9 protein-coding genes are annotated in these 14,305 nt (G+C 68.0%); 4 read left to right on the forward strand and 5 right to left on the reverse strand.

Annotated elements, in window-relative coordinates:
- Window positions 1–6 precede the first annotated feature (6 nt).
- The gene (locus tag ACYQ6W_RS01920) at window positions 7–1,320 is read right to left on the reverse strand and encodes a porin (protein ID WP_459673230.1); all 1,314 of its coding nucleotides are present in this window, start codon (window positions 1,318–1,320) and stop codon (window positions 7–9) included.
- A gap of 250 nt (window positions 1,321–1,570) precedes the next feature.
- Here ACYQ6W_RS01920 and ACYQ6W_RS01925 point away from each other — a divergent pair, with 250 nt between their 5' ends.
- The 4 genes from ACYQ6W_RS01925 to ACYQ6W_RS01940 all read left to right on the forward strand — a co-directional run bounded on the left by ACYQ6W_RS01925 (window position 1,571) and on the right by ACYQ6W_RS01940 (window position 8,285).
- Window positions 1,571–2,908, forward strand: a complete 1,338-nt coding sequence (locus ACYQ6W_RS01925) for an MFS transporter (RefSeq protein WP_459673232.1) — start codon at window positions 1,571–1,573, stop codon at window positions 2,906–2,908.
- A gap of 86 nt (window positions 2,909–2,994) precedes the next feature.
- Window positions 2,995–3,576 (forward strand): TetR/AcrR family transcriptional regulator, encoded by a 582-nt coding sequence (locus tag ACYQ6W_RS01930; protein ID WP_459673233.1) that lies wholly within the window; start codon window positions 2,995–2,997, stop codon window positions 3,574–3,576.
- Between the two features lie 266 nt (window positions 3,577–3,842).
- Complete coding sequence (locus ACYQ6W_RS01935) at window positions 3,843–5,087, forward strand: efflux RND transporter periplasmic adaptor subunit (protein ID WP_459673234.1); 1,245 nt, start codon at window positions 3,843–3,845, stop codon at window positions 5,085–5,087.
- A gap of 15 nt (window positions 5,088–5,102) precedes the next feature.
- Window positions 5,103–8,285, forward strand: a complete 3,183-nt coding sequence (locus ACYQ6W_RS01940) for an efflux RND transporter permease subunit (RefSeq protein ID WP_459673235.1) — start codon at window positions 5,103–5,105, stop codon at window positions 8,283–8,285.
- A 60-nt stretch (window positions 8,286–8,345) separates the two neighbouring features.
- Here ACYQ6W_RS01940 and ACYQ6W_RS01945 read toward each other — a convergent pair whose 3' ends face one another.
- Genes ACYQ6W_RS01945 through kdpB form a run of 4 tightly spaced genes read right to left on the reverse strand, consistent with a single transcriptional unit; the run spans window position 8,346 to window position 14,303 of the window.
- The gene (locus tag ACYQ6W_RS01945) at window positions 8,346–9,047 is read right to left on the reverse strand and encodes a response regulator (protein WP_459673236.1); all 702 of its coding nucleotides are present in this window, start codon (window positions 9,045–9,047) and stop codon (window positions 8,346–8,348) included.
- Complete coding sequence (locus ACYQ6W_RS01950) at window positions 9,044–11,707, reverse strand: DUF4118 domain-containing protein (protein WP_459673237.1); 2,664 nt, start codon at window positions 11,705–11,707, stop codon at window positions 9,044–9,046. The genes ACYQ6W_RS01945 and ACYQ6W_RS01950 overlap by 4 nt, the downstream gene beginning before the upstream one ends.
- A gap of 12 nt (window positions 11,708–11,719) precedes the next feature.
- On the reverse strand, window positions 11,720–12,274 hold the full coding sequence (gene kdpC, locus ACYQ6W_RS01955) for a potassium-transporting ATPase subunit KdpC (RefSeq protein WP_459673239.1): 555 nt from the start codon (window positions 12,272–12,274) through the stop codon (window positions 11,720–11,722).
- A 1-nt stretch (window position 12,275) separates the two neighbouring features.
- Complete coding sequence (gene kdpB, locus ACYQ6W_RS01960) at window positions 12,276–14,303, reverse strand: potassium-transporting ATPase subunit KdpB (RefSeq protein WP_459673241.1); 2,028 nt, start codon at window positions 14,301–14,303, stop codon at window positions 12,276–12,278.
- Window positions 14,304–14,305: the final 2 nt, after the last annotated feature.

The following is a 14,305-nucleotide window of genomic DNA, read 5'->3' on the forward strand; positions in this document are numbered from 1 at the left end:
ATGGCACTACCAGTAGAGCCAGGTGCCGACGGCGAAGACCTGGGCATTGGTGTCGTTGTTCGCCGCACCGGCCTTGTTGGCGAGGAAGTTGAATCCGGTCTGGTGACGGCCGCCATAGAGGTAGGAGGCGAAGAGCTTCAGGCCCGGCACCACGAGATAGGTGAGGCCCGCAGCCGCACCGTATTCGCGGCGGGTGCCTTCGGTGCTGGGCGAGGACATGTCACCCTGGCTGTCATAGACGAAGTAGCTGGCACCGACGGTCAGCGGCCCGGTGTTGTAGAGACCACCTGCGAGCCAACCCACGGCGGTCGCACCCCCTTCGTAGTTCGGTTCGAACTGGCCGTTCATGTTGCCGAACTTGGTGTTGCCGCCAACCATGAAGCCGGCATAGCTCAGGGTGAGGCCGAAGCTGCCGACCTGCATGTTCTGGTAGGGGAGACCGGCCTTGGGCGCGCCGGTATACGCAACGGGTGCCGCCGTCTGATAGGCCGCCGAACTGTTGAGCGCGAGGGCACCGAACTTCTGCTTGTAGCGGATGCCGAGTTCGAGCGTGTTGCGGCGCAGGTCGGTCGCGGTCGTCGAGGAGACGGTCGCGGGCGCGTAGTTTTCCGCCGTTTGGTTCGGTTCGAAGCTCGCACCGAAGCTGACCCCGCTGAAGGTCGGCGTCACATAGTCGATCTTGTTGGTCGTCCGCTCGTTGTTCGACCAGGTGAAGGGATAGACCGGGCGGGCCGAGGAATTGACGAAGAAGGTCGGGATGTCACCGTTCCAGCCACCGCTGTCGAAGGCCTCGTTTCCGCCATCGAAACGGCCGGTGTCGAAGAGGTAGAGCGCGCCTTCCTGCTGGCCGAAGCGGGCGAGGCCCACATTGGGCAAGCCGATATAGCCGAAGGCGCGCAGCACGTAGAGAGTTTCGGTGCTGGCGCTGGTGCCGGGACTGGTGGCGGTGTTTTCGCGAATTTCCGCCTGGGCACCATACTGCAGGCCGTTGGCGGCGACGCCGTCGAAGCCCGGGTAGAGGCGCAGATATCCGCCGAGACCGCCGCCCGCGTATTTCGTGCCGTTGTAGCTCTGGCCAGTGAAGCCGCTCACACCGGCCCATTCCGCGACGCGTCCGCCGAGGCGGACGACGACGGTGCCGGGGGCGATCTTCTTGGTGAAGTCGGGGGTCGAAACCTGGGCCTGAGCGGCGGTGGCGAGGCCCAGGCCGAACGGCAGCAGGGCCACGGCCGCCCGCAGCGGCGTCGGGCACAACAGGGTGCGACGATGGCCTTTCCCCCGCCCCTGCCCCACGCCTGCACCGGAACGCCGTCGCCGCATTTCACTAATTCCTATGTTGTTAATAGGATATTGTCACTAAATGAGATCGCGTTCAATATGAATCTGCACGATTGCGTGACGCCCCGTCCCTTTCTACGCTGAAGCTCTTGGCACCGCGTAAATGCCGGCCGCGCGCCTGAGGGCGCGGCTCGCGGGAGGCTGAGAGCGGGCCGGTCTGGATTTCCTGCGCAACCTCGCCCACTCTCCCATCAAGGCTCGGGTCTCACGAGCCACGACAGGGAGAACGCCGATGGACAAGACATCTCGAGACGGAGTTGCGGGCACGCCCCCTTCAGCCTCGCCACGCATCACCTCCATTCAGCGTTGGGCGCTCGGCCTTTTGGTGATTGGAGGCGTCATCAACTACGTGGACCGCGCGACGCTCGCCGTGGCGAACGGCGCCATCCAGCACGACCTCGGCATCTCCGTCGGCAACATGGGCCTGCTGCTCTCCGCCTTTCTCTGGGCCTATGCCTTCTCGCAACTGCCCGTCGGCGGATTGATCGACCGGCTCGGGCCGCGCCTGCTGCTCGGCCTCGGCATGTTCCTCTGGTCGCTGGCCCAGGTGCTGGGCGGCCTCGTCGGCTCCCTGCAACAGTTCATCGTCGTGCGCGCGATGCTCGGCATCGGCGAGGCGCCGCAATTCCCGTCGGGCGCCCGCGTGGTGCGCGACTGGTTCAACATCCGCAGCCGCGGCACCGCGACCGGCATCTTCAACTGCTCCTCCTCCCTCGGCACCTTCATCGCCGTGCCGTTGCTCACCTTTCTGATGCTCCATTTCAGCTGGCGCTGGATGTTCATCATCATGGGCATCGCTGGCATCGCAATCGCCCTCATCTGGTGGGCCATCCACCGCGACCCGCTGCAGGTCGACCTCACGGCCGAGGAGCGGGCCTATCTCACCGAGGGGGACGAGACGAGCCACGCCCAGCGCGCGACCTTCGCCGACTGGCGGCGCCTCTTCGCCTTCCCCACCACCTGGGGGATGATTGCGGGCTATTTCGGCACGATCTACGTGCTCTGGATCTACGCCTCTTGGCTTCCCTTCTACCTGGAGCACGACCGCCACATCTCGGTGGCGAAGACCGGGTGGCTTGCGGCGATTCCCTTCTTCTGGGGCGTGGTCGGCGGCTTGCTCGGCGGCTGGATCGCCGATGTCCTCGTCCGTCGTGGCGTCTCGCCCATGGCGAGCCGCAAATATCCCATGCTGCTGTCGTTGATCGGCATGGCGGCCTTCACGGCCCTCACCGCCATTGCCCCCAACAATATCCTGGTGCTGGTCTTCATCTCCTGCGCCATGTTCCTGTGCTACATCTCGACCAGCACGGCCTGGGCCATGGCCTCGGTCGCAGCCCCCAGCAACTGCACCGCCTCCCTCGGCGCCATCCAGAATTTCGGCGGTTATTTCGGCGGAGCCCTGGCGCCGCTCTGCACCGGCTACATCGTGCAGGCGACCGGCAGCTTCGCGCCCGCCCTCTTCCTGGGGGTCGGCATCGCCCTCGTCTCGGCGCTGCTCTACGGGCTGCTGGTGGGCAAGCCCGTCGCACCCACCGTAACGGCCACCGCCGGCCTTGCCGGACGCCCGTAACGCCTCCGCCCCTGCCATGCAGGGCCCGCACTTCACCCTTCGGATGACGAGGGTCATATAACCCAGCAGAGGCGAAGGAGACCGCCATGCGCGTGTCCAAAGAGGAAGCGGCGCGGAATCGGGAAAAAGTATTGGAAGCGGCCGCCCGGCTGTTTCGCAAACACGGCTTCGACGGCGTCGGCATCGACGCCGTGATGGCCGAGGCCGGCCTCACCCACGGCGGCTTCTACAAGAACTTCTCCTCGAAAGAGGAATTGATCGCCGAGGCTTGTCGCCGCGCAGCGGGCCAGGCCGACCAGGTGTGGCGAGCGGGGGAAGCCGAGGCCGAGGACAAGCTGGCCGCCTTCGTCGACCAGTATCTGTCCCTCGAACACTGCCAGGACCCGAGTTCCGCCTGCCTCTTCGTGACGCTCGCCGGCGATGCCGCACGGCGTGAAACCCCCGTGCGGGATGCCTTCGCCGAGGGCCTGTGCGGCTTCGTCACCCACATCGAATCGCTTCTGCCGCATCTGCCAGCAGCCCGGCGGCGCGACCGCGCGCTCGCCATCGCCTCCGCCATGATCGGCGCGGTGACCATCGCGCGCGCCACCAGCGATGCCGCTTTCGCAAAAACGGTGCTCGCGGCAGCGCGCGAGACGGTGCTGGCCGAGGCCGCCAAGCCCGTCTGATACCGCGCGGGCATCAATCCCCGCCGGCCCTCCCCGCTTTCACTGGACCGCATGGATAATAGATGACGACATTCATCTATTTTCCGTATAGATGGTATCCGTCATCTATTGCTAGCCAGCGGCCTTCGCACGTGCGAAACAAAGCTTCAAGACAGAGCCTCGCCTGCTGGGCGAGGATCGGATGAAGGGTCCTGCCCAGGCGGCTCCCGCTTGCGCTCCACCCCTGGCGACCTCTTGCAAATCTCTTTGTGACGATAGGCAGTCCCATGGACGATGTTTCTTTCGAGCCCCGCACGGAGGAGCGCCTGAGCGCCCCCGTGCGGCGCCGCGCCCGCTGGCGCTGGCTCGCGGCCACCGCGCTGGTGGTGGCCGCAGGCGGCCTCTGGTTCAGCCCCTACAATCCGTTCGGACATAGCGCCGCGCCGCCGGCCCAGGCCGCGATTCCTCCTGCCCCGGTGACGGTGAGCACGCCCCTCGTCCACAAGGTTGATACGGAAATCGGCTTTCTCGGCCAATTTTCCGCGGTCGACCGGGTGGAGCTGCGCGCCCAGGTCGGCGGCACGCTGACCGCCATCCATTTCCAGGACGGGCAGACGGTGAAGCAGGGCGACCTGCTCTTTGAAATTGACCCCACACCTTACCAGATCAAGCTTGCGCAGGCGACAGCGGCCCTCGCTTCCGCCCAGTCGCGACTGATCCTGGCGCGGCAGGAGCTCTATCGCGCGCAATCCCTCAAGAAGACGGATTTCGGTACGGCCGAGAACGTGGACCAGCGGCAGGCTGATGTCGGCGCGGACGAAGCGGCGGTGGAAGACGCCAAGGCGCAGATCCGCGACGCCGCCTTCGACCTGCAGCATTGCCGCATCACGGCGCCCTTCTCCGGCCGTATCGGCGCACATCTCGTCTCCATCGGCAGCCTGATCGCCGGCAGCCGCGCAGGCGGCGCCGGCACCACGCTGCTCGCCACCATCGTCTCGCTCGACCCCATCCATCTCGATTTCGACATGAGCGAAGCCGATTACCTCACCTTTACGCGGGAACGTGCGGCGCTGCAGGGCCCCGCGGCGGATCGCGTGCTGTTCCATCTCAGCGACGAGACGCGCTTCACCCGCCAAGGGCGTCTCGATTTCGTGGACAACGAACTCGATCGGTCCAGTGGGACGATCCATGCTCGTGCGACCGTTCCGAACCCCGACCTCACCCTGACACCGGGCGAGTTCGCGCGCATTCGCCTGGCCGTCGCGCCGCCCCAGACCGCCCTTCTGGTGCCGGACGCGGCGGTTATGCTCGATCAGAACCAGCACATCGTCATGACCGTCGCACCCAACGGCACGGTGGTGCCCAAGCCGGTGGAAACCGGCGCGCTGCGCGGCGGCCTGCGCATCATTCGGGACGGCCTCGCCGCGAACGACCGCGTGATCATCGACGGTCTCATGCGCGCAATGCCGGGCGGCAAGGTGACGCCGGAGCCCGGCACGATCACCTTCAACGCTGCCGACGATCAGAGCTGAGGCAGGAGACCGATCATGCGTCTCGCCCATTTCTTCATCGAAAGGCCGATCTTCGCGATCGTCCTCAGCGTCTTCCTGACGATCATCGGTCTCGGCGCGCTCACCGTTCTGCCGATCGCGCAGTATCCCGAGATCGTGCCGCCTACCGTGCAGATCTCCACCGTCTATCCCGGCGCTTCGGCAGAGACCGTGTCGCGCACGGTGGCAACGCCGCTGGAACAGCAGATCAACGGCGTCGAGAACATGCTCTACATGAGCAGCCAGTCGACGGGCGACGGCAAGCTGACGATTACCGTGACCTTCCGCATCGGCACCGATCTCAATGTCGCCCAGATGCTGACACAGAACCGGGTGGACAACGCCCTGTCCCGCTTGCCCGAGTCGGTGCAGCAGGAAGGTGTCACAGTTCGCAAGTCGACCCCGAACATCCTGCTCGCCGTGCATCTCTACTCGCCCGACAGTTCGCGCGACCTGCTCTACATGTCGAACTATGCGACGCTGCACGTGAAGGACGCGCTGGCGCGCCTGCCGGGCGTGGGCGACGTGCAGTATATGGGTGCGCGCGAATATGCCATGCGCATCTGGCTCGACCCCGACAAGGTGGCGGCGCACGACCTGAATGCGGACGAGGTGCTGGCAGCGCTCCGTGCGCAGAACGTGCAGGTCTCGGCCGGCGTGCTCAACCAGCCGCCGGTGCATTCGGACGAAGCCTATCAGATCAACCTGCAGGCACTCGGCCGCCTGTCCTCGCCCACAGAATTCGGCAACATCGTCCTGAAATCCGACAGTGACGGGCGCGTGACCCGCCTGCGGGATGTGGGGCGTGTCGAAATCGGCGCGGCGGATTATGGCTCGACCAGCTACATGGATCGCGGGCCCGGCCTGCCGCTGCTGATCTTCGCCCAGCCCGGCGCCAATTCGGTGGCGGTCGACCACGAAGTGACCAGCACCATGCAGCGGCTCTCGGCGGATTTCCCGCCGGGTGTCGAATACAAGATCATCTATGACCCGACGATCTTCATCGGCAAGTCGATCCACGAGGTTGTGCAGACGATCTTCGAGGCGATCCTCCTCGTCGTCCTCGTCGTCATCCTCTTCCTGCAGAGCTGGCGCGCCTCGATCATTCCGGTGATCGCGATCCCGGTCTCGCTCATCGGCACCTTCGCCATCCTCGCGGCCGTCGGAATATCGCTCAACAACCTCTCGCTCTTCGGCCTCGTGCTGGCCGTCGGCATCGTGGTGGATGACGCGATCGTGGTGGTCGAAAACGTCGAGCGCAACCTCGCCATGGGCATGCAGCCGAAGGAGGCCGCGCATCGCACGATGGATGAGGTGGGCGTCGCGCTCATCGCGATTGCGCTGACGCTCTGCGCGGTCTTCGTGCCCTCCGCCTTCCTCTCCGGTATCTCGGGTCAGTTCTTCCGCCAGTTCGCGGTGACGATCGCAGCCTCGACCATCATTTCCTGCTTCGTCTCGCTGACGTTGAGCCCGGCGCTCTGCGCCCTGCTCTTCAAGGCGCATGTGACGCATGCCCACCAGCGGCTCAGCCTCGGCCGCCGGCTGCTGAACGGCTTCTTCGGCGGCTTCAACCGCGGCTTCGACCGGCTGTCCCACGGCTATGGGCGGGCGACGCGCCGGCTGGTGCGGGTGAGCGCGCTGATGCTCGGCCTCTACGCCGGTCTGCTAGTGCTGACCGGCGTGCAATTCGGCCGCACGCCGACGGGCTTTATCCCCGAGCAGGACCAGGGCTATCTCATCACCGTCGTTATGCTGCCGCCCGGCGCTTCGCTGGAACGCACGGAAGCGGTGGTGAAGCAGGCGGTGGACATCATCCTCAGCACGAAGGGGGTGGAGCACGTGGCGCCCTTCGCCGGGCTTGATGCGACAACCTTCACTGTCGCCTCCAACTCCGGCACTATCTTCTCGGGCCTCCCCTCGCTCTACAACCATCACATCAAGGGTGTGACGGCCAATACCGTGCTCGCCGATCTCCGCCAGCGGCTCTCGGTCATCCAGGGCGCCTATGTGCTGACCATCCCGCCGCCGCCCGTGCCCGGCATCGGCAATGCCGGCGGCTTCAAGATGATGCTGGAGGATCAGGCGGGTCTGGGCTCGGATGCCTTGGCCCAGGCGGCGCAGGCCATGGTCGCCGCCGCCAATCAGGACCCGGCGATTGCCGGAGCCTTCACCCTGTTCAGCGCCCGCTCGCCCTCGGTCTATCTCGACATCGACCGCGAGAAGGCCGAGATGCTGGGGCTGACCCCCTCCAACGTCTTCGACACGCTGCAGCTCTATCTCGGCTCGCAATACGTCAACGACTTCAACTATCTCGGCCGCACCTTCCAGGTGATCGCGCAGGCCGACGGGAAGTTCCGCCGCAACGGCAACGACATCTCCCGCCTCAAGGCCCGCAATGCCCAGGGCGAGATGGTGCCGATCGGCAGCGTGGCGCAGCTGGAGCCGCAGACGATTCCGTACCGCGTGCCGCGCTATGACCTCTTCCCGGCGGCCGAGGTGCAGGGCGTCGCCGCACCGGGCGTCGCGACGGGCGTGGCCCTCGCCCATATGGAAGCGATCGCCCGTCGCGTGCTGCCGCATGGCATCGGCTTCGAATGGACGGAACTCGCCTATCAGCAGCAGCAGAAGGGCACGCCGACGCTGCTCGTCTTCGCCGCCGCCGCGCTCTTCGTCTTCCTGGTGCTGGCAGCACAATACGAAAGCTGGAAGCTGCCGCTGGCGGTGGTGCTGATCGTGCCGATGTGTCTGCTCGCCTCCGTCACCGGCCTCGGCTTGCGCGGCATGCCGATCGACATCCTGGCGCAGATCGGCTTCGTGGTGCTGGTCGGCCTCGCCGCGAAGAACGCGATCCTCATCGTGGAATTCGCCCGCCAGGCGGAGGAGGAAGGCGCCAGCACCATCGAAGCCGCGGTGCGCGCGGCGCGCACCCGCCTGCGGCCGATCCTGATGACCTCCTTCGCCTTCATCCTCGGCGTCGCACCACTGGTGGTGGCGACCGGCGCGGGCTCGGAGATGCGCCAGTCCCTCGGCACCGCCGTCTTCTTCGGCATGCTGGGCGTCACGGGCTTCGGTCTGCTCTTCACCCCGGTCTTCTACACCGTGGTGCGGCGCTTCGGCCGCAAGCCTGTGGCGGCGCCGGCGACGTTACACGGCGCGGCAGGCTTTCCCGGCGCCGACTGAACAGGGCTCTATTGATCGAAAAGGGGGCGGGTCGCGCGAGCGGCCCGCCCCTTTCGTCTTTCAGGCCGGGCTGTCACCGTCCCGCAGGCGGTAGCCGACGCCCGGTTCCGTCACCAGCAAGGCGCCGGCACTGCCGAGCTTCTGGCGCAGCTGCCCGACATAGACGCGCAGATACTGCACGTCCTCAGCATGCGCTGGGCCCCAGATCGCGGTCAGCAGCTGCGTATGCGTCAGCACCCGGCCGGCATTCTGGGCGAGGAGCGCGAGCAGCGCCCATTCGCGCGGGCTGAGGGTGAGCGGTCCCTCCCCCTCGCCGAGCCGCGCTTCGCGGCGGTCGAGATCGACGACGAGGCCGGGCAGACGGATGGCTTCGGGCGTGCCTGTCTCGCTCCGATGATGACGCAAGGCCGTGCGGATGCGTGCCAGCAGCTCGCCGATGCCGAAGGGCTTCTCAACATAGTCATCGGCACCCGCATCCAGCGCCGCGACCTTCTCCTCTTCCCGATCCCGCGCTGACAGCACGATGACGGGCACGGCGCTGAAGGCGCGTAGCCGCGCAAGCACCGTATGCCCATCCTGGTCCGGCAGACCGAGATCGAGCAGCACCGCCTGCGGGCTGCGGGTCGCGGCCAGGCGAAGCCCCTCGGCCGCCGTGTCCGCGCGCTCCACCCGATAGCCCGCAGCTTCCAGCGCCGGGCGCAGAAAGCGGTGGATCTGGGGTTCGTCGTCGATGACGAGGATGAGGGCGGCAGGTCCGCTCATGCCGCGGACCGCAGGGCGATGCCGATCACGGTGCCGGGCATGCCGTCGCGCGCGGCATCCGGGCGCGGGCTACGCGCCGAGATGCGGCCGCCCATCGCTTCCACGAGGCCGCGGGCGATGGCGAGGCCGAGACCCGTGCCCGGGGCCACCCGATCCCCGCGGCTCGCGCGGAAGAAGCTGTCGAAGACACGCGGCAATTCCTCCGCTGGAATGCCGACCCCCTCGTCGGCGATGTCGAGCTGAATCATGCCCTGGGTTTCGGTCGCCGTCACGCGCACGAGCGAGCCTTCGGGCGCATAGCGAAAGGCGTTTTCCAGCACGTTGAAGAGCGCCTGTTCCAGCAGCGTGGCATCCGCCATCACCCGCAGCTCCGGCGGCACGTGCAGCCCGACGAGATGCGCCGCGGCCAGCCGGCCGACCGCGGCCTCCACCACGTCAAGCAGCGCGACCGGCACGAGGTTCGGTCTGATCTCGCCACTCTCCAGCCGCGTCAGCTCGCCGATGCTGGCAAGGAAGCGCGTCATCCGGCCGACATCCTCCTCGATACTCGCGAGCAGATCCCGCGCGGTCTCGGGGTCGAGCTGCCCACCCAGGCTGCGCAGCGTGCTGGCCGCCCCCTGGATGCTGGCGAGCGGCGTGCGCAGATCATGCCCGAGCGAGGCGAGCAGCGCCGCGCGCAGGCGCTGCGTCTCCTCCATCGCCGTCGCCCGCGCGGCCTCCAGCGCCAGGCGCACGCGCTCGAGCGCGACGGCCGCCTGATCCATCAGCGCTTCCAAGGCCTGAAGGCGCGGCTCGTCCAGCGGCTGATCGGATTGCACACCCACCACGGCGAGGCGGCCGCGCAGGGTGCCGAGCGGCAGGAAGCGCCAGCTGGCCGCCGGCAGCGTGGTGGTCCCCTGCCCGGTCGGCTCGCCCCGCGTCCAGGCCCAGCGCGCCGCGGCCCAAGCCCCTTCGTCGAAACCGGCTCCGGCCTCCGGCGGATGGGCGTTCCGCAGCGTGAGATCCTCGCCCGCACCGGTCAGCACCACTGCTGCGGCACCGAAACCGGCGGCCTGGCGCGCGATCTCGGCCAGCAATTCGGGCTCCGTCGTCGGCTCGCCGAGGCGCCGGCTGAACTCGCCGATGCGGCGCAGCCCGTCGATCCGCGCGGCGGCCGCCCGCTCCTCCCGCCGCAGGCGGCCGGCGAGCGTGCCGGCAAGGACGGCGACGATGCCGAAGACGACGCCGGTCAGGATGTCGCGGGGGCTATCGATGGTGACGGTGTAGAAGGGCTGGATGAAGAAGAAGTCCCAGCAGACGACACTGAGGCCGGCGGCGAGCAGCCCGGCGGCGAGCCCCCAGCCCGTGGCGCAGCCGAGCACGATCGCGAGATAGACCATGTCCGCCGCTTCGATCGGCAGATCGCGGCGCAGGAGATGGCCGAAACCGGTGACGAGCCCGACCGTCGCGGTGGTGCCGGCATAGGCGAACCAGCGCGGCCGGGCCGGACGCAGCACAGGCAGCCGTGGCGCCGTGGCCTGGTCAGGCGGCGGCACCAGATGCAGCACGAAGCCCCCAGCCTCGCGCAGCAGCCGGTCGGCGAAGCGGCGCCCGAGCACCCGGCGCCACCATGGTGCCTTGAGACGACCGAGTACGAGATGGGTCGCGTTCAGCGCCTGCGCGCGGCTGAGGATGACGGCAACCGGCTCGGCGCCCCCCGCCACCGCCACTTCCGTCTTCGCCCCGAGCTGCGCCGCGAGCGCCAGAGGCGCGCGGGCGGCAAGGCCCGAACCTGTATCCGGACCCGGCCGTTCGACATGCAGCGCGATCCAGGGGGCGTTCAGCCCGTCGGCGAGGCGCTTGGCCTGCCGCACCACGGCTTCCGCCGCCGCATCGGCGCCGACCAGGGCCAGGACGCGCTCCGCATTCGGCCAGGGCCCGGTGACGCCGGTGCGGCGCATCCAGTCCTGCACGTCGCTGTCGACATGGGCAGCGGCGCGGCGCAGCGCGATTTCGCGCAGAGCCGCCAAGTTGCCTTCGCGAAAGAAGCCGTTCAGCGCGCGCGCCGCATTATCTGCGCGGTAGATCTTGCCCTGTTGCAGCCGCGCGCGCAGTTCACCCGGCGGCACGTCGATCACCTCGATCTCGTCCGCCATCTCCAGCACCCGGTCGGGCAGGGTTTCGGCCGGGCGGATGCCGGTGATGCGGGCGATGTCGTCGTTCAGGCTTTCGAGGTGCTGGACGTTGAGCGTGGTCCAGACGTCGATGCCGGCGTCCAGCAGTTCGGCCACATCCTCCCACCGCTTGGCGTGGCGGCTGCCATGGGCATTGGTATGGGCCAGTTCGTCGACCAGCAGCAGGCCTGGGCGGCGGGCAAGCGCTGCGTCCAGGTCCAGCTCTTCCAGCATCTGGCCGCGATAGGGAATGCGGCGGCGCGGCAGGACAGGCAGATCGCCGATCTCGGCCTCGGTCTCCGCCCGGCCATGGGTTTCGATGAGGCCGGCGAGAACGTCTCGCCCCTCGGCCCGCCGGCGGCGGGCCTGGGCCAGCATCTCGAAGGTTTTGCCGACGCCTGGCGCCGCGCCGAGGAAGATCTTGAGATGGCCATGCGCCCGCTCTTCCCGGGCGAGCGCCGCGAGAAGAGCTTCAGGGTCCGGCCGGTCCTCGTCGCGCACGCCCATCCGCCTGCTTTGCTACTGCGGGCCGATCTTGTCGAGGGCCAGATTGAGCGCCAGGACATTGACATGCGGCTCGCCGAAGATGCCGAGGAAGCGGCCCTGCACATGGGACGCGACGAGAGCGCGCACCTGCTCCTCGGGGAGATGCCGCGCCGCCGCGATCCGCGCCACCTGGCGCTCGGCATTGGCGGGCGAGATATCGGGGTCGAGACCGCTCGCCGAGGTTGTTACCGCATCGGCAGGCACCGGGGTCGCGCCCATCGCCGCGACATCGGCCTTCACCCGCGCGACCAGCGCCTTGCTGGTGGGGCCGAGGTTGGAGCCGCTGGAGGCGCTCGCATTATAGGCCGGGGTCGTGGCGCTCGGGCGGCCATGGAAGTAGCCCGGCTTAGTGAAGGCCTGGCCGATGAGGGAGGAGCCGATCACGCGCCCCCCCTGCGTCACCAGCGAGCCGCCGGCAACCCCGGGCACGAGGCCCGTGGCAAAGCCAGTGAAGGCGAAGGGAAAGGCGAGACCGGTCAGAAGCGTGAAGACCGCGATGAGGGTGAAAGCGGGACGAAGATGCTGCATGTCAGGCGAGCCCCAGGGTGGAGATGACGAGGTCGATGAGCTTGATGCCGATGAAGGGCGCGATCAGCCCGCCGACGCCGTAGACGAGCAGGTTCCGCCGCAGCAATGCGGCCGCGCCCACCGGGCGGAAGCGCACGCCACGCAGCGCCAGTGGCACCAGCGCCACGATCACCAGCGCGTTGAAGATCACGGCCGAGAGGATCGCGCTCTTCGGCGTCGCCAGATGCATGACGTTGAGCGCCCCGAGGCCGGGATAGGCGGCGACGAAAATAGCGGGCAGGATCGCGAAGTATTTGGACACGTCGTTCGCGATGCTGAAAGTTGTCAGCGCACCGCGGGTGATGAGCAGCTGCTTGCCGATCTCCACCACCTCGATGAGCTTGGTCGGGTCACTGTCGAGATCGACCATGTTGCCGGCTTCGCGCGCCGCCTGGGTGCCGGTCTGCATGGCGACGCCGACATCCGCCTGCGCCAGGGCCGGGGCATCGTTCGTGCCGTCGCCGCACATGGCGACGAGGCGGCCTTCCGCCTGCACCTGCCGGATATAGTCGAGCTTGTCCTGCGGCTTGGCCTCGGCAATGAAGTCATCGACACCCGCTTCCGTGGCGATCGCCGCGGCGGTGACGCGGTTGTCACCCGTCACCATCACCGTGCGGATGCCCATACGGCGCAGCGCGTCGAAACGAGCGCGGATGCCGGGCTTGACGATGTCCTTCAGTTCCAGCGCGCCGAGCAGGCGGCCATCCCGCGAGACGGCGAGCGGCGTGCTGCCGGCGCGGGCGATGCGCTCGACCGAGAGGGTCAGCGCCGCCGGCGCCTCGCCACCGACCGCGTTGACCAGGCTATCCACCGCCCCCTTGCGCCAGGAGCGGCCGCCGGCATCCAGGCCGGACAGGCGCGTATTGGCACTGAAGGGCACGACGACGGCATCCGCCGGCCGCTCCGGCACGATGTCGAAGCGGTCGCGCACGAAGGCGAGGATGGAGCGGCCTTCGGGCGTATCGTCGCCCAGCGAGGCGAGCACCGCCGCTTCGGCCAAGTCCCGCTCCTCGATGCCCGGCAGCGGAAACAGCGCGGCGCATTGCCGGTTGCCGTAGGTGATGGTGCCGGTCTTGTCGAGCAGCAGCGTGTCGACGTCGCCGGCCGCTTCCACCGCGCGGCCCGAGGTCGCGACGACATTGAAGCGCACCAGCCGGTCCATGCCGGCGATGCCGATGGCCGACAGCAGGCCGCCGATCGTCGTCGGGATCAACGTCACCAGCAGCGCGGCGAGCACCGGGATCGTCAGATGCGTGCCGCTGTAGCGGGCGAGACCCACCAGGGTGACGACCGCAATGAGGAAGATGAGCGTGAGGCCCGCGAGCAGGATGTCGAGCGCGATTTCGTTCGGTGTCTTGCGGCGGGAGGCGCCCTCGACCAGCGCGATCATGCGGTCGAGGAAGGTATTGCCGGGCGCCGCAGTGACCCGCACCACCAGCCAGTCGCTGACCACCAGCGTGCCGCCGGTGACGGCGGAACGGTCGCCGCCCGCTTCACGGATGACGGGTGCGCTCTCACCGGTGACGGCGCTTTCGTTGACGCTCGCGACACCTTCCACGACCTCGCCATCCGACGGGATCAAGTCGCCGGCTTCGACGAGGACGAATTCACCCGCGCGCAGCAGGGAGGAGGGCGTGGGCTTGAAGAGGGCGCGGTCATCGGGCTGCAGCAGCACCTTCGCCTGGGTATCGCTGCGGGCACGGCGCAGGCTTTCCGCCCGCGCGCGGCCACGGCCTTCCGCCATGGCCTCGGCGAAGGTCGCGAAGAGCACGGTGAGCCACAGCCAGGCGGCAATCGCCAGAGAGAAGCCGTAAGGGCCACCCGTCAGCAGATCCTGCAGGCCGAGCACGGTGACGAGGATGGAGACGACTTCGGTGACGAAGATCACCGGGTTGCGGATGAGCTTGACCGGATTGAGCTTGAGCACCGCATCCCGCGCCGCCCGGCGCAGGATCGTCCCGTCGAAAAGGGCGATGGTCTCGGTTGACATGA

This window comes from Acidisoma sp. 7E03 (assembly GCF_054665075.1).